17 protein-coding genes are annotated in these 16,387 nt (G+C 63.3%); 9 read left to right on the top strand and 8 right to left on the bottom strand.

The features are described 5' to 3' along the window. Positions 1 to 7 precede the first annotated feature (7 nt). From ACF8GF_RS16525 to cpaB, 6 genes are read right to left on the bottom strand one after another with little or no spacing between them, the layout of a single operon-like run. Entirely contained in the window at positions 8 to 895 is an 888-nt protein-coding gene (locus ACF8GF_RS16525) for a type II secretion system F family protein (protein ID WP_176682553.1), read from the bottom strand. A 2-nt stretch (positions 896 to 897) separates the two neighbouring features. Beyond that, positions 898 to 1,779, bottom strand: a complete 882-nt coding sequence (locus ACF8GF_RS16520; protein WP_392462149.1) for a type II secretion system F family protein — start codon at positions 1,777 to 1,779, stop codon at positions 898 to 900. After that, positions 1,776 to 3,032 (bottom strand): CpaF family protein, encoded by a 1,257-nt coding sequence (locus tag ACF8GF_RS16515; protein ID WP_176682555.1) that lies wholly within the window; start codon positions 3,030 to 3,032, stop codon positions 1,776 to 1,778. Before ACF8GF_RS16515 ends, ACF8GF_RS16520 begins: the two co-directional genes overlap by 4 nt. Further along, on the bottom strand, positions 3,029 to 4,219 hold the full coding sequence (locus ACF8GF_RS16510) for a pilus assembly protein (RefSeq protein ID WP_392488672.1): 1,191 nt from the start codon (positions 4,217 to 4,219) through the stop codon (positions 3,029 to 3,031). Before ACF8GF_RS16510 ends, ACF8GF_RS16515 begins: the two co-directional genes overlap by 4 nt. Then, positions 4,216 to 5,490, bottom strand: coding sequence for a type II and III secretion system protein family protein (locus ACF8GF_RS16505; RefSeq protein WP_176682557.1), 1,275 nt, complete (start codon positions 5,488 to 5,490; stop codon positions 4,216 to 4,218). The genes ACF8GF_RS16510 and ACF8GF_RS16505 overlap by 4 nt, the downstream gene beginning before the upstream one ends. Positions 5,491 to 5,508: 18 nt before the next feature. Continuing rightward, the gene (gene cpaB, locus ACF8GF_RS16500) at positions 5,509 to 6,462 is read right to left on the bottom strand and encodes a Flp pilus assembly protein CpaB (protein ID WP_176682558.1); all 954 of its coding nucleotides are present in this window, start codon (positions 6,460 to 6,462) and stop codon (positions 5,509 to 5,511) included. Positions 6,463 to 6,755: 293 nt separating this feature from the next. Here cpaB and ACF8GF_RS16495 point away from each other — a divergent pair, with 293 nt between their 5' ends. Then, positions 6,756 to 6,926 (top strand): Flp family type IVb pilin, encoded by a 171-nt coding sequence (locus ACF8GF_RS16495; RefSeq protein WP_176682559.1) that lies wholly within the window; start codon positions 6,756 to 6,758, stop codon positions 6,924 to 6,926. A 22-nt stretch (positions 6,927 to 6,948) separates the two neighbouring features. Then, positions 6,949 to 7,362: a response regulator gene (locus ACF8GF_RS16490; protein WP_176682560.1), complete on the top strand. Its 414-nt coding sequence runs from the start codon at positions 6,949 to 6,951 to the stop codon at positions 7,360 to 7,362. A 55-nt stretch (positions 7,363 to 7,417) separates the two neighbouring features. On the opposite strand, the gene ACF8GF_RS16485 is transcribed toward ACF8GF_RS16490, so the two are convergent. Continuing rightward, positions 7,418 to 7,765, bottom strand: a complete 348-nt coding sequence (locus ACF8GF_RS16485; RefSeq protein ID WP_176682561.1) for an HPF/RaiA family ribosome-associated protein — start codon at positions 7,763 to 7,765, stop codon at positions 7,418 to 7,420. 256 nt (positions 7,766 to 8,021) lie between these two features. Between ACF8GF_RS16485 and ACF8GF_RS16480 the strand changes: the two genes are divergently transcribed. From ACF8GF_RS16480 to ACF8GF_RS16455, 6 genes are all read left to right on the top strand, one after another. Beyond that, a complete protein-coding gene (locus ACF8GF_RS16480; RefSeq protein WP_176682562.1) occupies positions 8,022 to 8,327 on the top strand; it encodes a DUF3649 domain-containing protein in 306 nt (101 codons plus the stop codon). After that, on the top strand, positions 8,324 to 9,901 hold the full coding sequence (locus ACF8GF_RS16475; protein ID WP_176682563.1) for a PepSY domain-containing protein: 1,578 nt from the start codon (positions 8,324 to 8,326) through the stop codon (positions 9,899 to 9,901). Before ACF8GF_RS16480 ends, ACF8GF_RS16475 begins: the two co-directional genes overlap by 4 nt. Beyond that, on the top strand, positions 9,901 to 10,227 hold the full coding sequence (locus tag ACF8GF_RS16470) for a DUF3325 domain-containing protein (protein ID WP_176682564.1): 327 nt from the start codon (positions 9,901 to 9,903) through the stop codon (positions 10,225 to 10,227). The genes ACF8GF_RS16475 and ACF8GF_RS16470 overlap by 1 nt, the downstream gene beginning before the upstream one ends. 5 nt (positions 10,228 to 10,232) lie before the next feature. Further along, a complete protein-coding gene (locus ACF8GF_RS16465) occupies positions 10,233 to 10,820 on the top strand; it encodes an RNA polymerase sigma factor (protein WP_392488671.1) in 588 nt (195 codons plus the stop codon). Then, a complete protein-coding gene (locus tag ACF8GF_RS16460; protein WP_176682566.1) occupies positions 10,817 to 11,797 on the top strand; it encodes a FecR domain-containing protein in 981 nt (326 codons plus the stop codon). The genes ACF8GF_RS16465 and ACF8GF_RS16460 overlap by 4 nt, the downstream gene beginning before the upstream one ends. 193 nt (positions 11,798 to 11,990) lie before the next feature. Further along, complete coding sequence (locus ACF8GF_RS16455) at positions 11,991 to 14,381, top strand: TonB-dependent siderophore receptor (RefSeq protein WP_392488670.1); 2,391 nt, start codon at positions 11,991 to 11,993, stop codon at positions 14,379 to 14,381. Positions 14,382 to 14,411: 30 nt separating this feature from the next. Here ACF8GF_RS16455 and ACF8GF_RS16450 read toward each other — a convergent pair whose 3' ends face one another. Further along, positions 14,412 to 15,287, bottom strand: a complete 876-nt coding sequence (locus ACF8GF_RS16450) for a helix-turn-helix domain-containing protein (protein WP_176682568.1) — start codon at positions 15,285 to 15,287, stop codon at positions 14,412 to 14,414. Between the two features lie 185 nt (positions 15,288 to 15,472). On the opposite strand from ACF8GF_RS16450, the gene ACF8GF_RS16445 reads away from it, so the two are divergent. Next, positions 15,473 to 16,375 (top strand): DMT family transporter, encoded by a 903-nt coding sequence (locus ACF8GF_RS16445; protein ID WP_176682569.1) that lies wholly within the window; start codon positions 15,473 to 15,475, stop codon positions 16,373 to 16,375. Positions 16,376 to 16,387 lie beyond the last annotated feature (12 nt).

Genomic DNA, 16,387 nt, shown 5'->3' with positions numbered 1-16,387 from the left:
TCAGTCCTCATGGGCTTAACGCCCGCGCCAATGCAGAGAAACCCGGGCCGGCAAGGACAATGAGCAAGGCCGGGAACAGGAACACCATCATCACTGCCGACATCTTTGCCGACATCATCGACACCCGTTCTTGCAGGCGGGTCAGGCGACGGTCGTCGAGCAGCGCCTTCAGTGCCTGCAACGACTTCATCGCGCCACTGCCCTGTGTCAGCAACTGGCGCAGGATCACGCAGGTATCGGTGAACTCATCCACAGCCAGCAACTGGGCGACCTTTTCCAGCTCCGGGCCCAGCGCCATGCCTGAGTCCACCCGCTGCAGCACCTGGCGCAACTCTGCGCTGGTGTGCGGGATCAGCGTCCGGCCTTCCTGGCTCAGCACGCGCAGTGCCTGTTCAACGGCCAGGCCGGTCTCGAATAAAATCCGCAGCAAGGGGATCAGCAGGCTGACTTCTTCTGCAATGCGCTGCTGGCGACGTGCCGCAGCCACGGCCAGCAGTCGCTTGGGCAGCAGGTAACCTACGCCCAGCGCGCACGATGGCCAGACCAGCCAGCCGGCTGCGGCGCTGCCCTTGAACACCTGTTGCAGCAGCAGCGTCATTGCCACGGCCAGCAGCGGCAGGCCCAGCTGAACAGCGGCAAACAGGGCACGCTGGCGGCTGCGGCGCCAGCCGATACGTTCGAGCAGGGCCTGGCTTTCGCCGTCGAATCTCTGTAGGCGCTGCCCCCACGGACTGCTGCCCAGCCAGTGCAACCAGTCCCCCAGGCGCTCGTCGCGGGTCAGCCGCCCTTGCAGCCGTCGGGCCACCAGTACTCGTGCGCGCCATTGGCGAACAGCCTGCAGGCCAAACAGGCAGGCAGCGATGAACAGGCACAAAGTGCAGATCAGCAAGGCCATGGTCACAGGCTCCTCATCATTCGCCACAGCACCAGGCAGCCGAGCACCTGCAGGGCAAAGGCCAGCAACAGCATCATCTGGCCGCTGCTGTCCCGCCACATGGTCAGCAGGTAATGCGGGTTGGCCATCAGGAAGTAACCGACCATCGCCAGCGGCAACGAGCCGAGAATGATTGCGGTGATGCGGGTTTCGCCGGTCATCGCCTTGAGCTGACGCGCCCCTTGTTCCCGCTCGCGGATCAGTTTGATCAGGTTTTCCATCAGCTCGCTGGCATTGCCGCCGTAGCGCTGGTTGATGCGCAAGCCGAGGGCGAACAGCCGCAGTTCGTCCTGTTTGTGCAGTTCGGCCAGCTCGCTCACAGCATCCTCCAGCGTCACGCCCAACTGTACGTTGCGACGCACACGCGCCATGGCTGAGCGCAGGGGATCGCGGCTACTGTCGATACCGCCCAGCACTGCATCATTGAGCGTGCGGCCGGCCTTGAGGCTGCGCACGCTGTAGTCCAGCAGGCTAGGCAACTGGTCGACGATTTGCCGCATCTGCCGGCGGCTTTGCCAGCTCAGGATCAGGTACGCAAGGGTTGGCAGGCCGACCAGCAGCATCAAGGCGGCCACCCAGCCGGCGGTGATCAGCGCCAGCACCACCACGCCCAGCCACGCCAGCAACCAGCGCTGTGGCTCGATGTCGCCAGCCCCCAAGCCAGCGCGCTGCAGCAGCGCGTCGAGCCATTCGCGCCGGGCGGTGCCATTGCGCACGATGCTGAACGCCCGCCCCAGGCGTTGCAGGATGCGCTCTTCTTGCCGCTTGTACAGGCCGCGGCGCAACAGCAGCAGGGCGACGCCCATCAACAGCGGGGACAGCGCCAGCAGCAGGGGGCCGGTCACAGCACGCCCTCTGCGCGCAGCTTGCTGCCCGCCGGGTTAGGTGCTTCGCGCAGAAAGGTATCGCCGCCGCGCCGATCGAGGCGGAACAGGGTGTTGGTCACGTACACCTCATCGCGCACGCCGATCACTTCCAGCACCTCGCTGACGCAACGTCGACCATCGGGCAGGCGGGTCAGCTGGATCACCACATCCAGCGCCGCGCAGACCATTTGCCGCAAGGTCTTTTCGGCAATCTGCCGACCGCTCAGGCCGACCAGGGTTTCCAGGCGCAGCAGCGCATCCTGCGCGGAGTTGGCGTGCACCGTGCTCATCGAACCATCGTGGCCGGTGTTCATCGCCGTGAGCACGTCGAGCACTTCGCTGCCGCGGATCTCGCCCAGAATGATGCGGTCGGGGCGCATGCGCAGGGCGTTGCGGATCAGTTCGCTGGCCTTGATTTCGCCATGCCCTTCGGCATTCGGCGGGCGAGTTTCCAGGCGCACCACATGGGGGTGGTGCAGTTGCAGTTCGGCGACGTCTTCGATGGTCACCAGGCGTTCGCGGGGCGCGATCATCTGGCTGAGGATGTTCAGCAGGGTGGTCTTGCCGGTGCCGGTACCGCCACTGACCAGGATGTTGCAACGTTTGCCCACGGCGCGCTCGAAGAAGTCGAAGATGGCCTGGTCGATGGCGCGGGTGGCCAGCAGGTCGGCACTCTTGAGCATGTCCTGGCGGAACTTGCGGATCGACAGGCACGGGCCGTCCAATGCCACAGGTGGGATGATCGCATTCACCCGGCTGCCGTCGGGCATGCGCGCGTCGACCATTGGCGAGGATTCGTCCAGGCGTCGGCCGAGCGGTGCGAGGATGCGCTGCATCACCCGTTCCACATGGTGAGCGTCGATAAAGCGCAGGTCGGTCTGTTGCAGCAGGCCCGCCCGCTCCACGAACACCCGGTGGGGGCCGTTGACCAGGATTTCCGTGACGGTGGGGTCACGCAGCAACACTTCCAGCGGGCCGAAACCGGTCAGCTCATCCACCAGCTCCTCGGCCAGGCGCTCCATTTCGTAGCGCGACATGGCCAGGTGCAGGCGCGCGACGTAATCGCCCACCTGCTCCAGCACGAACTGGGTCAGCGCTGGCCGCGCGCCTTCCAGCAGGTTGCGGCCGCTGTCCTCGATGGCGTCGATGGCAAAGCGGTGCAGGGCACGCTTTAGCGCGTAGGGGTCGCCCGAGGCGTGTTGCTGGCCACCAAAGGGTTGGTCATTGCTCATTTGTTGCCCCAAAGCCGACGCAGCCAGGTGAAGCCTGGTGGTGCGAGGTTTTCCGAGCGCTGTGCCAGGCGCTCACCCAGGCTGCGCAGGGCTTGAGTGAGGCTTTCACGCGGGGCCAGTTCGAACAGGCTCAGGCCCTGGTTTTTCACGTTCAGGCGTACTTCGGGGCTACAAGGGATGGCCTTGAGCAAGGGCAGCCCGTAACGTTTGGCGAGGGTGTCGGCGTCGGGGGCAACGTTGCCCAGGTAGCGGTCGACCAGCAAGCTGGCGTGTTCCAGCTTCATGCCGTTGTCACGCCACAGGTCGAGCACTTCAAGGTTGCGCCGGCAGTCGAGGATATTCTGGTCGGTGTAGACAATCAGTTTGTCGCAATGGCTCACCAACGTGCGCAGGGCCTCGCTGTCGGCATGCCCGGTCAGGTTCACGACAATGTGCTGGAAGTGCTGGCGCAAAGCGCTCAGCAGCATGTACAGCTCGGCGGCGCTGGTTTGTTGCAGCGGTTCATCGGCCTCGGCGTAGGTCAGCAGGCGCAAGCCCTTCTTGTCACGCGTGAATGCGCTGTCGATCAGTGTGGTGTCGAGGCGGCGCAAGTGGCGCAGGGCGTCGCCGAAGAAGAACGAAGCCTCCAGGCCGAGTAGCGCCAGGCTGTCGCCACGCGGCAGGCCCAGGTCCAGCAGCAGGGTTTGCTGGCCGCTTTCCTGCACTACGCGGGCCAGGTGGGTGGTGAGCAATGCCCCGTCCGCATTGGCTTGTATGCCGAACAGCACCGTAAGCCCGCCAAGGCTGGGGTTGCTGGCCACCGTCGGCATGCGCTTGCCCAGGCGCCGCACCAGCCCGGCCACCTCGCTGGCGCGTGAGCCATAGGCGACGAAGTCGCGGGCGCCTGCGCGCATGGCATGCAGCACCAGTTGGTTGTCCATGCCATCGCCGAGGGCGACGATTGCCAACATCGGCCTGGCCTCCAGCACCCCCTCGATCAAGGCGCACTGGCTGACCAGCTGTTCGCGGTCCAGGCCGATGAACATCAGGTTGCTGTAGGTGGCATTGACCAGTGCCAGCAACTCGTCGAGGCTGCCGGCACTGGCCCCGATTACCTGGCCTTGCGGCGCCAGTGCGCCCTGTAGCCAGTGGAGGTCCTCTTCGTTGCGGGTGATGGCGAGGAAGGTGGGGTTCAGGCTCTCGTTCATTGGGATAATCCGCCCTTGCCATCGAAGTTGCCGTTCTCGAGGAAAAACAGGCGCCCCCAGCTGGGGTCGTAGTTGCGCAGGTTCTCGCCCGGCAGTTCTGGCAGCCGTGCGTTGGCCGCCAGGGGCTGGACCAGGTGTGGAGTGACGATCATCAGCAGTTCGGTTTCTTCGCGGCGCATGGCCGAGTTGCGGAAGAACGCACCCAGTATCGGCAGGCTGCCCAGGCCGGGTAGCCGGTCTACTGCGGAACGCGTGTTGTTGCTGACCAGGCCGCTGATGATGAAACTTTCGCCATCGGCCAGGGCAATGCTGGTGTCGGTGCGCCTTACCGTCAAACCCGGCACCTGTGTGCCGGCGATGGTTACCACGTTGTTGTAGTCCAGTTCGCTGACCTCTGGCGCCACCTTGAGTGTGATCCTGCCTGGGCTAATGATGGTTGGTGTCAGCGCCAGACGTACGCCGAACTCTTTGTATTCGATCGATACGTTGTCGCTGCCTGCGCTGGGCACCGGGATCGGAATTTCACCGCCTGCCAGGAAGCTTGCTGTCTGGCCGCTGAGCACGGTCAGGCTCGGGCGCGCCAGGGTATAAGCGAAGCCGCTGTTTTCCAGAGCGTTGATCATGGCCAGGAAGCGGCTGCTGCCGCCGCCCCAGACGATGTTGAAGACGGTGTCGTCGAGGGGGATACCTGGACGCACATCCGCATACGTAACCGGGTTCTCACCTGTCTGTATTCCCGGTACATAATCAGGTCGCACGACAGTATTCGGTACGGTACCCGGCGAGCCGATCAGGCTGTTGTTCGACCCCTTGAAGAACAGCCGTGCACCGGCCTCCTTGTATTTGGTGCGGCGTACTTCCACGAAACGGATGTCGGCCTGCACCTGGCTGATCAGTTGCGCATCCTGCGACGGCAAAAAGCTGTCTTGCGCCATGTCGGCACTGGCCCGGCCTTTGACGAACACCATGGCACGGTGCGGTGACGGGGCGCATGCTGTCCACAGCATCAGGGTGGTATTACCCTGGCCCACCGCGGTAATCACCACGCCGCGCTCTCCGCTGGCCTGCACATCAGCCACCTTGGGTTCGCCTACGGCAACCCGGCTGATCGCCAGTGGCAGGCGCAGTTCCTGCTGCAGGCCCTGGTCTATCTCGATGACCGAGGGCAGTTGATTGAACGCCTCGCAGGCTTTGCCGGATGCCTGGGCCTGGGGCAACAGCACGGCCAGCAGCCCGGTACAACATGCTTGTCTCAAAAAGGAACTACGCATCGCTGCATCCTTGCCAGGTCAGGGGTTTTTATTCGTATCGTCAGCCTGTGCGCCACGGATGATGTGCATGGCGGGTTTGGGTTTACTGGTCGCCAGGCTGGCAGCGTTGGCCACCGGCGACTGGGATAGCTGGCTGAAACGGTAGAGTTCGCGGTTGGCGGCGTCGACCTGCGGTTTGGCATCGGGTTCGTTCCAGTACCGCGCCAGGCGTTGTTCATCGGCACTGCGCACGGCCAGGCGCAACGTACCGGCCTGGGCAGCCAGCATCAAACGGCTGACCAAGGCCTCGGGCACTGCCAGCGCCACGGTGCGCGTCCCCATGCCATGGCTCAGGCTGGCTTGTTCGCGCCGGGCCTTTTGCTCTTCGGCGGTCTGCGCCGGGCGGCCGTCGTTGGCCAGGCCCGTCTGCTCGCCAACACTGAGTACGCGCAAGGCCGGCAGCACCACCTGGGCGGAGGATTGCGGGTTGTTCGGCTCTTCACGCAGGAACAGCAATACGTCTACGTAGTCGCCCGGGCGCAGTTGGCCGGCGGCGCCGACCACTTCGTCCACTCCGACTGCCACGGCCCGCTCGCTGGTGCGGATCATCCGCGCCAGCGGCCCGCCGGGTTGGAAGCTGAACTCATCCAGCCAGGTGCCTGCTGCAAGCGGCCTGGCGCTGGTGCGCCCGATTACCTGCGCGGTTTGCTGGTAGGCCCCTGCGGGGGCAACCTGCAGGCGTTCGATCAGCACATCGTCTTGAGTGACCGGCGTATTGGCTGGCAAAGCCTTGCGCAGTACGACAACGGCAGTACGCGGTGGCTCCGGTGGGGTGGTGGGCGGTGGGGCGATGGCTGCAATCGGTTGTTGGGCCGTAGGGGTAGCCGGTGCGGGCGCAGTCGCAGGGCGGCTCAGCACCACACCCCAGTAGCCTGCCAACAGTGCTGCCAGCAGGAAGAACGCAGCCAGGCATAGGGTCAAGCGACTGCTCATCTCGGCCTCCCTGCACGCATCGACTGATGTCAAAAAGTCATCATTTCGCTATAGAACGGTAGCGCAGTCATCGCCATTTGCCATGCGTGAGAGGTTTTTTTTGGGGGGCGTGTGATTAAGTCGAGGCAATACAGACAGTTAGCAATTTTGCGGGTGTTAATCCTCTTGAGCTAATACTTTGTAATTAATCCTTTAATACATTTGCAGTCCGCCTCAGCTTGGCAATTCTTTGATGGCAAATGGGTGTCACTTTGATATCGCAATCGCCGGCATGTGCCGCAAGGAGCTGAGACATGAAACTGTTCATTCTGCACTGCATGAACTTCCTGCATCGCAAGGACGGTGCGTCCGGTATCGAATATGCGGTCATCGCGACGATGGTCGCAGTGGTGCTTGCCGCCTTCGTCGGGGACATCTCCACGGCCGTCAACACCACCTTCACCACGATCAAAGATGCCCTTTGACCGGGGAGCAGGAGCCAACGCCATGTCGAACTCGAACGCTTTCCCGCGCCAGCAGATCCTCTTGGTGGATGACGAGCAGGACGCTTTGCTGGAGCTGACCGAACTTCTCGAGAACGAAGGCTTCGCTTGCTTGACCGCGACATCGGCAAAAGCTGCCTTGCAACAACTTACCCGTCATCCGGACGTTGCTCTGGTCATCACCGACCTGCGTATGCCGGAGGAAAGTGGTATCGGTTTGATCAGGCGCATGCGCGACCATACGGCCCGCCAGCACCTGCCAGTGATTGTCGTGTCCGGGCAGGCTGAGCTGGATGACGTCAGCGAATTACTGCACTTGCAGGTGGTGGATTTTTTCCGCAAGCCGCTTTATCACGCGCGCTTGCTGAATACACTGGAGAACCTGTTCCCCGTACCCAAGCTGAGGATAGTGAATTGAGGGAGGCCTTGAATGAAAACGCCCGGCACTTGGCCGGGCGTTTTCATTGGTGCGATCAGGCGTCCGGGTCACTCAGTTCCAAGACGCCGCGCTTGCTGCGCAGCTTGCCGTAGAAGTGTTCCAGCGCGTGATTGAGCTTGGTGGCGGCACCGTCGACTGCCTGGTCCAGCGAAGTGGCGGTGTGGGTCACGGAAATCGGTTGGTGGCCTTTCGGGCGAGCCTCCATCTGGCAGCGTTTGTCATGCGGTCCGGGCTTGACGCCGTTCTCGTCGCGCAGGTGAACCTCGATGCGGGTGAGGTCTTCTTCGTAACGTTCCAGCGAGTTCTGCAGTGTGCTGCGGACCCACTGGTCGAGGCGGGCGTTACCGTCGAAATCGTTGCTGCTGTTGACCTGGATTTGCATGATTCAATCCTTATTCAGCTTGCTCGCATGGAGACGCGCTCAGGTCCTTGAGACCCTTGGAATTTCTGCGCCTCTTGACTCTAAGGTCAGGCAAGCGCGAGACGAATTCAAGCCCTTTTGGAAAATAAATTTCTTGTTGCAGATTGGCGGGCTGCGACGTGCCGCTATCGTGGCCAAACGGGGAGAGGATTCTGGGCTTTGCTTATGAGAATTGAAATCATTATTATTGCAGCCTTTAAAACGCCCGGACCCCGCCATGACGCGCAAAACCGCCGGCCTTCCCCTCAGCTATCGCCTGGCCGTGACCTCCCGTAGCCTTGCCGCGTTGCTGGGTGGCTATCTGCTGGCGTCCCTCGCGAGCGTCTGTATTGCCTTGCTGGCCCCACTGCCAAAGGTCGATGCCACGCTCACCGGCCTGCTGCTGTCATTCGTCTTCTACCTGCTGGCGTTTATCTGGTGTTTTGCCTGCCGCAGCGCCTGTCGCGCCTGGTTGGGCGTATTGGCGCCAAGCCTGCTGCTGGGCCTGATCAGCGGCGTTGCCTACTGGATGAAGAACGCATGAAAGAAGGCTTCCGCCAGGCCATGGCCTGGCTGCACACCTGGACTGGCCTGATCTTCGGCTGGCTGTTGTTCGCCATCTTCCTGACCGGCACGCTGTCGTACTTCAAGGAAGAAATCACTCATTGGTCGCAGCCTGAAGTGCGCAGCCATGCCCTGGACCCGATCAATAGCCTGGCTGTCGCTCAACGTTACCTGCAGGACAATGCAGGGCATTCGCGTACCTGGTTCATTCGCCTGCCGAACGAACGGGAGGCCGCCTTGAGTGTGGGCTACCGCGACCCCAGCGGCGGCCCACGTGGCTTTGTCAGAAAAACCCTCGATACCCAGACCGGCCAGCCGGTGGCAGCACGTGACAGCCGCGGTGGTGAGTTCTTCTACCGCTTTCACTTCCAGCTTCAGATGCCTTACCCGGTTGGCCGTTGGCTCTCGACGTTCTGCGCTTTCATCATGCTGCTGGGGTTGGTCACCGGCATCATTACCCACAAGAAGATCTTCAAGGAGTTTTTCACCTTCCGCCCTGGCAAGGGGCAGCGTTCCTGGCTGGACGGGCACAACGCCATCGGCGTGCTGGTGCTGCCGTTCCACCTGATGATCAGCTACAGCAGCCTGGTGCTGTTCATGTACATGGTGATGCCGGCGGGCATCATGGCCAGCTACGGCAATGACACCGACAAGTACTTCAACGACCTGTTTGGCCGCAACGATGCGCCCAAGGCGGCCCAGGTGGCCACGCCGCTGGTAGCGCTGCCGAGCCTGTACGCCAAGGTGCAGGAGCTGCAGCCGGGGGCGCGTGTCGGCAACATCCAGGTGCAGAACCCGGGCGACAGCAATGCCCGCGTCACCTTCACCCAATCGGCAGCCGACCACGTGGCCTATCGGCGTAGTGCCAACTGGACATTCGATGGGGCCAGTGGTGCGCTGTTGAGCCAGGGCAAGCCAGAGAGCGGAGTAATGATGACCGCCTTCAGTTTCGCCGGGCTGCACATGGGTAACTTCGCCGGGCCTTGGCTGCGCTGGCTGTATTTCTTCTTTGGCGTGGCCGGTACTGCAGTGATTGGTACCGGGTTGGTGATGTGGCTGGGCAAGCGCCAGCTCAAGCACGCCAGGAACGGGCATATGCCAGGTGAGCTGCGTTTGGTCGAGGTGCTCAATATTGCCAGCATGAGTGGCTTGTTGCTGGCGGTGGCGGGCTTCTTCTGGGCCAACCGCCTGGTGCCCTTGGCTGTCGAAGGCCGGGCTGACTGGGAAGTGAATGCTTTCTTCATCGTCTGGGGCTTGTCGCTGGTGCACGCCGTGCTGCGTAGCGGGCGCAAGGCCTGGGGCGAGCAACTGGCGCTGGGTGCGCTGGCCTTCGCCCTGCTGCCGTTGCTCAATGGCCTGACGACTGACCGGGGCTTGAACCATTCGGTACTGGAGGGTGACTGGGCCATGGCCGGCTTCGATCTGACAGCCCTGGGGACCGGCCTGTTTCTGGCCTGGCTGGCCCGCAAGATGCTGGCCAGCCCCACGCCCGTAGCCAAGCGCGCCGCGCGTGCGACAAAAAAGCCGAGCATTGAAACGGTGGGGGCGAGTTGATGCTGGGTAACGCACTGATCGCCTTTGCAGGCTTCGTTGCCCTGTGCCTGGCGATGGAAAAGCACTTCAGCGACTTGCTCGGGCGCAAGCCGCGCCCGCGCCACTTGCACCTGTTGCGTGTCGCAGGTTGGCTGCTGCTGATACTGTCGCTGGTGCTCAGCGTGCACCAGCGTGGCTGGGCCCTCGGCCTGGTGGAGTGGACCGCGGTGATGATGGCCGGGGTAACACTGTGGGTGTTCGGCCTGCCGTACCAGCCTCGTCTGCTGCTGGGCCTGGCCGCCGTCAGCGTGGTGCTGGGCCCGATGCTCGCCGTGTTTGCCGTGTGACCCCCGTGAGTGAGCCAGGGGATATCATCGAGCCTCACGCTGACAGCGCAGGCGCAGGCGCAGGCGCACGTGCACGTTTCGTTCAGGTGTTCCAGGCCCAGCGTGCGCGTATGGAGGCGCTGGTAAGCCGTCGGGTCGGCTGCCGCGCCACCGCTTCGGACCTGGTCCAGGAGTTGTTCCTGCGTTTCTGGCGTCGCCCCGAGGTCAAGGTCGAGGCGCTGGACACTTACCTGTTGCGTTGTGCGGGCAACCTGGCCATAGACCACCTGCGCAGCGAAAGTAGCCGCGAACGCGTGGCCGAAGCCGCTGTGCCGGTGAACGAGGCGAGCCTGGCCCAGGCCCCTGAGCAGGCCGTGGAGGTCGACCATGACTTGCAGCGTATCGAGGCCACCTTGCGTGCCTTGCCCGAGCGCACCCGGCAGATCTTCCTGCTCAACCGCATTCACGGCTGCAAGTACAGCGAGATCGCCAAAGCCATGCAGCTGTCACAGAGCGCCGTGGAAAAGCATATGATGCGCGCCCTTGAAGCGTGCAAGGCGAGTGTTGCCGAGCCCGCGTCCACCCCACGCCGGCCAGGGAGCGCCCGTCGATGAGCCGTTTACCGCCGATCACCGAGGCGCAGTTTCAGGCTGCCCTGCAATGGTTCAACCGGATCAACGGGCAACCCGGGCAAGCCGAAGGGGCGGCATTCAAGCGCTGGTTGCTGGCCGACCCCGCGCACCGCGCAGCCTACGAACAGGCCCAGGTGCTGTGGCAGAAAAGCGCCGCCCCGGCGGCGCGGCTGGCGGACGAAGAGCAGGACGCCCTGCAGCGCTACCTCGATGCCATGGCCAGACCACCGGCGCGTGGCGGCTGGCGGCGGGTGGCAGGGTTGGCGTTGGCAGCCTGCCTGGTGCTGGCCGTGGGCGTCGCTGGTGGTTGGCACCCGGGGTACTGGTTGCAGGACCTGCAGGCGGACTACAGCAGTGCCGGGCAGATTCGCCAGGTGACCTTGGCCGACCAGTCGCAGGTGACGCTTGATGCCGGTAGCGCCATTGCGGTCGATTTCGCCCAGGGTGAGCGCCGTGTGCGGTTGCTGCATGGCGCGGCGTTCTTCGAGGTTACCCATACCGGTGAGCCGTTCCTGGTGGAAGCTGCCGGCGGCGAAGTGCGGGTGCTCGGCACCCAGTTCGAGGTGCGTGAGCAAGGCGAGGGTGCCCAGGTGACGGTACGCAGCGGGCGTGTGGGCGTCAGCCCCGCGCAGGGCACTTTGGCGCGAGAACTGACTGCCAACCAGCAGGCTACCTACAGCGCGGGCAGGGTAAGCGACACCCTGGCGGTGGACAGTGACAACCGTCTGGCCTGGCGCCAAGGGTGGCTGAACTATTATCAGGTGCCGCTGGCGCAGGTGATCGAAGACCTTGGGCGTTATTACCCAGGGCGCATCCTGTTGCTCGATGGTGACCTGGGGCAGCGCAAGGTCAGCGGCAGCTTCCCGGTGGCCGAGCCGCTGCTGGCGCTGGATTCGCTGGGCAAGGTGATGGGTTTTTCACGGCAGACCGTGTTGGGGCGTTTGACCCTGATTCGGTAGTTGCCTGTGCCGGCCTCTTCGCGGGTGAACCCGCCTACAGCGTCCACCCCCCTGTAGAAGCGGGTTTACCCGCGAAGAGGCCGGCACAGCAAAAATATTTCCAGGCACAGGTGAGGTAACAGCACGTGGCATCCGTGTAATGAGTGAAAGTGCGATTGATTCGCAATAATCACCCTCTCACAGGTCAGCGTCCATGAAGTTCTCCCCGCGTTGCGTTCCTCTCTGGTTCGGCCTTGCTGCGCTCCCGGCCTTCGCTGTCGCCCCCTTGGCAAGCGCTGCCGAGCAGTTGCAGGCCTATACCTTCGCCCAGCCGGCCCAACCCTTGGCCCAGGCCCTGAACGCCTTCAGCCGCACCACCGGCCAGAGCGTGGTCTACACCCTCGAACTGCCGGGCGTGCAAGCGCCAGCGCTGAATGGTCGGTTCAGCGCCGAGCAGGCGCTGCAACAACTGCTGGGCAACGTTGGGCTGGCCTGGCGCCGCGTCGACGCACGTACCCTGACCCTCGAACCTGTAGACACTTCCGCCGCCCTCAACCTACAGGCCACCACCGTGACCTCGCAGCTGGACGACTACAGTTACCAGCCCCCGGCCAGCGCTTCGATCATGCGCGGGCAGGGGCCGAACCAGGACATCCCCCAGGCAATCAACGTGGTACCGGCACAGGTCATCCGCGACCAGGCCCCGCGCAACCTCGATGACGCCCTGAGCAACGTCAGCGGCATTACCCAGGGCAACAACTTCGGCGGCACGTCCGATACGGTGATGAAGCGTGGCTTCGGCGACAACCGCGACGGCTCGATCATGCGCGATGGCATGCCCGTGGTGCAGGGTCGCAACCTCAACGCCAGCACCGAACGGGTCGAAGTGCTCAAGGGGCCTGCCTCGTTGCTGTACGGTATCCAGGACCCGGGTGGGGTCATCAACGTGGTCAGCAAGCGTCCGCAGTTGCAGCAGTACAACGCCCTGACTGTGCGCGGCTCGACCTATGGCAGCGGCAAGAACGGCAGCGGTGGCGGGCTCGACAGCACGGGCGCACTGGGTGACAGCAACTTCGCCTACCGCCTGATCGTCGACCACGAAGACGAGGACTACTGGCGCAATTATGGCGTGCACCGCGAATCGCTGGTGGCGCCGTCGCTGGCCTGGCTGGGCGAAGACACCCAGGTGGTGCTGGCCTACGAGCACCGTGAATTTCTCTATCCGTTCGACCGTGGCACCGCGTTCGGCAACAACGGCCACCCGCTGAACATCCCCGCCACGCGCCGCCTGGATGAGCCGTTCAACGACATGGAAGGGCGTTCCGACCTGTATCGCCTGGAAGTCGATCATCAGCTGGCTGATGACTGGAAGCTGCACGTTGGCTACAGCTTCAATCGTGAGACCTACGATGCCAGCCAGGTTCGCGTGACCGGCGTCAACGAAACCCAAGGCACGCTGACACGCAGCATCGACGGCACCCACAATGCCATGAGCCGTGACCAGTTCGTGACCCTGAGCCTCAATGGCAATGTCGAGCTGGCGGGGATGCAGCATGACCTGCTGTTCGGCATCGACCATGAAGACCGCAAGATCTTTCGCGGTGACCTGATCCGCCAGACACCACAGTCCACGTTCAGTTATCTGGACCCGGTCTACGGACAGGAAGTGGAGGGTTCCAACGTACGCGCCAGCGACAGCGACCAGACCGACAAGCTGCGCACCGATGCGCTGCTCGTGCAGGATGCGCTGCACCTCGATGAGCACTGGATCCTTGTAGCTGGTGCGCGTTTTCAGCAGTACGACCAGTACGCTGGCCGCGGTCGCCCGTTCAAGGCCAATACCGACATCAGTGGCCAGGCCTGGGTCCCCCACGCCGGTATCGTCTACAAAGTGGACGACCAGCTCTCGTTCTATGGCAGCTACAGCGAGTCGTTCAAGCCCAACTCGACCATCGCGCCGCTGACCGGCAATGTTGTGCTCGACGCCTCGGTGGCACCTGAGGAGGGCAAGTCGTGGGAGCTGGGCGCCAAGCTCGACATGCCGGGCCGCATCACGGGCACCCTGGCGTTGTTCGATATCACCAAACGCAATGTACTGGTCTCGAACATTGACGCCATCACAAGCGAGACGGTCTACAGCAATGCGGGTGAGGTCAGTTCACGCGGTGTGGAACTCGATGTGACCGGCCAGCTCAGCGAGCGCTGGAGCCTGATCGGCAGTTATGCACTGACCGATGCCAAGGTAACCAAGGACCCTGATCTTCAGGGCAACCGCCTGCAGAACGTGGCCCGGCACAGCGGCTCGCTGTCGGCGGTGTATGACTTTGGCAGCCTGTTCGGGGGGGACCGGCTGCGCTTCGGTGCCGGCGCCCGTTATGTAGGCGAACGTTCTGGTAACTCGACCAACACCTTCGACCTGCCGAGCTATACCGTTGCCGATGCGTTTGCCACTTATGAAACCAAACTCGACGAACACAACGTGCGCCTGCAGCTGAACGTGAAGAACCTGTTCGACAAGGTTTATTACAGCTCGGCGGTGAACCAGTACTTTGTGGCGGTAGGCGATGCGCGGCAGGTAAGTTTGTCGAGCACCTTCGAGTTCTAGGTCATCGGGGGCTGCAGAGCGGCCCCGGTTTCAGATGACAAAGGCGCTGCGGTATTCGCCAGGTGTGGCACCCAAGGCCTGTCGAAATCGGTTGCTGAAATGGCTGGCACTGGCAAACCCGCACAACAAGGCAATCTCCCCCAGCGGTAACACGCCCAGGCGCAACAGCTGGCACGCCCGGTGCAGCCGCCGGGCCAGCAGATACTGGTGCGGCGGGAGCCCGAAACTGGCGCGGAACATGCGCGCAAAGTGGTATTCGGACAGGTTGCAGCGCAGCGCCAGCTCGCCCAGGGTGATGGGCTGGTCCAGGTGTGCCTCGATGTAGTCGACCATTTGCCGGCGCAGGTTTGGCGCCAGCCCGCCTTTCAGGCGAAGGCCTTGGCGCAACCCGACCTGGCTGAGCAGCGCATGGTCAACGATCTCGTGCGCGAGGCTGCTGGCCAGCAGGCGCTCACTGGGCTCGTCCCAGTCCAACTGGATCAATTGACGAAAGCGTGCAGCTTGCTGCGGGTCGTCCAGAAAGGTCGCTTCCTGCAGTTGCAGCTCGCGCGGTTCCCGGTCGAGCAGACGCACACAGCCCAAGGCGAACTGCGCCTCGCTGACATACAGGTGCGCCAGGCGGATCGCGCCATTGACGACCCAGTTCGATTCCTGCCCGGCCGGCATCACGCACAGCTTGTCGGGTGCACCTTTGTCGGCCGGGCGCTGGCGGCGGTAGGTGCCGGTGCCGTCGGCGATGTAGCACGACAGGGTGTGATGGCTGGGCGCCTGGTAGTCGCGGGCATCGTCACGGTTGCTCCACAACGCCGCCGCCAAGCCGTCACCCAGGTGCGCGCTCAGCTCCAGCCTGGCGTGGGGCGAGGCATGCATGGCGTTGAACACTTGCAGCTGGTTGAGTGGCGTCATTGGCGGGTCCTCTTGCCTGCCATCCTACTGCGCACTGGATCGAGTGACATCTACCGGCGCAAGAAAAGCGCAAGTTTATGCAAGCTGACAGAGGCCGATCGAAAGAACACTGGTCATCCCTGTGGGGGCGGGTTTACCCGCCAAGCGCCGGGCACCGATTTCCAAAGGCCCAAGGAACTGCCGCCATGAACCTGTCACTCTACCTGCTCACCGTCCTGATCTGGGGCACCACCTGGATCGCCCTGAAACTCCAGCTAGGCGTGGTCGCGATCCCGGTGTCGATCGTCTACCGCTTCGCCCTGGCCGGCCTGATCCTGTTTGCTTTCCTGTTGATTACCCGCCAGTTGCAACCCATGAACCGCCGCGGCCACCAGATCTGCCTGGCCCAGGGCCTGTGCCTGTTCTGCGTCAACTTCATCTGCTTCCTCAGCGCCAGCCAGTGGATCGCCAGCGGCCTGATCGCGGTGGTGTTCTCAACTGCCACACTGTGGAACGCGCTTAACGCCCGAATTTTCTTCGGCCAGAAGATCGCCACCAATGTGCTTGGCGGTGGTGCCTTGGGCCTGCTTGGCCTGGGCCTGCTGTTCTGGCCGGAGCTGTCGCATCACGCAGCCAGCCGCGAAACCCTGTACGGCCTTGGCTTGGCCCTGTTGGGCACGCTGTGCTTCTCGGCCGGCAACATGCTGTCGAGCATGCAGCAGAAGGCCGGCCTCAAGCCGATGACGACCAATGCCTGGGGCATGGTCTATGGGGCGGTGATGCTGGCGGTGTTCTGTGTGGTCAGCGGCGTACCGTTCAGCATGGAGTGGAACGCGCGCTACATCGGTTCGCTGCTGTACCTGGTGGTGCCGGGGTCGGTGATTGCCTTCACTGCCTACCTGACCTTGGTCGGGCGCATGGGGCCGGAGCGGGCAGCTTACTGCACGGTGCTGTTCCCGTTGGTGGCGTTGAATGTGTCGGCGGTGGCCGAGGGTTATCAGTGGACGGCGCCGGCCTTGCTCGGTTTGGTGGCAGTGATGGCGGGGAATGTGCTGGTGTTTCGCAAGCCCCGGGCCAGGGGGGCTGAGGGTGTTGTGGTCGCCAAATAGATGATGGTTGCC

Origin of the sequence: Pseudomonas sp. yb_5 (genome assembly GCF_043103865.1) — a bacterium.
Lineage (GTDB): Bacteria > Pseudomonadota > Gammaproteobacteria > Pseudomonadales > Pseudomonadaceae > Aquipseudomonas > Aquipseudomonas putida_Y.
Note: the sequence above shows the minus strand (reverse complement) of the source record. Positions and strands in the feature narration are given on the sequence as shown.

Coding starts and splice junctions, on each gene's coding strand:
- ACF8GF_RS16525 (WP_176682553.1), bottom strand. CDS start 895: ATGGCCTTGCTGATCTGCACTTTGTGCCTGTTCATCGCTGCCTGCCTG.
- ACF8GF_RS16515 (WP_176682555.1), bottom strand. CDS start 3,032: ATGAGCAATGACCAACCCTTTGGTGGCCAGCAACACGCCTCGGGCGAC.
- ACF8GF_RS16510 (WP_392488672.1), bottom strand. CDS start 4,219: ATGAACGAGAGCCTGAACCCCACCTTCCTCGCCATCACCCGCAACGAA.
- ACF8GF_RS16505 (WP_176682557.1), bottom strand. CDS start 5,490: ATGCGTAGTTCCTTTTTGAGACAAGCATGTTGTACCGGGCTGCTGGCC.
- cpaB (WP_176682558.1), bottom strand. CDS start 6,462: ATGAGCAGTCGCTTGACCCTATGCCTGGCTGCGTTCTTCCTGCTGGCA.
- ACF8GF_RS16495 (WP_176682559.1), top strand. CDS start 6,756: ATGAAACTGTTCATTCTGCACTGCATGAACTTCCTGCATCGCAAGGAC.
- ACF8GF_RS16490 (WP_176682560.1), top strand. CDS start 6,949: ATGTCGAACTCGAACGCTTTCCCGCGCCAGCAGATCCTCTTGGTGGAT.
- ACF8GF_RS16485 (WP_176682561.1), bottom strand. CDS start 7,765: ATGCAAATCCAGGTCAACAGCAGCAACGATTTCGACGGTAACGCCCGC.
- ACF8GF_RS16480 (WP_176682562.1), top strand. CDS start 8,022: ATGACGCGCAAAACCGCCGGCCTTCCCCTCAGCTATCGCCTGGCCGTG.
- ACF8GF_RS16475 (WP_176682563.1), top strand. CDS start 8,324: ATGAAAGAAGGCTTCCGCCAGGCCATGGCCTGGCTGCACACCTGGACT.
- ACF8GF_RS16470 (WP_176682564.1), top strand. CDS start 9,901: ATGCTGGGTAACGCACTGATCGCCTTTGCAGGCTTCGTTGCCCTGTGC.
- ACF8GF_RS16460 (WP_176682566.1), top strand. CDS start 10,817: ATGAGCCGTTTACCGCCGATCACCGAGGCGCAGTTTCAGGCTGCCCTG.
- ACF8GF_RS16455 (WP_392488670.1), top strand. CDS start 11,991: ATGAAGTTCTCCCCGCGTTGCGTTCCTCTCTGGTTCGGCCTTGCTGCG.
- ACF8GF_RS16450 (WP_176682568.1), bottom strand. CDS start 15,287: ATGACGCCACTCAACCAGCTGCAAGTGTTCAACGCCATGCATGCCTCG.
- ACF8GF_RS16445 (WP_176682569.1), top strand. CDS start 15,473: ATGAACCTGTCACTCTACCTGCTCACCGTCCTGATCTGGGGCACCACC.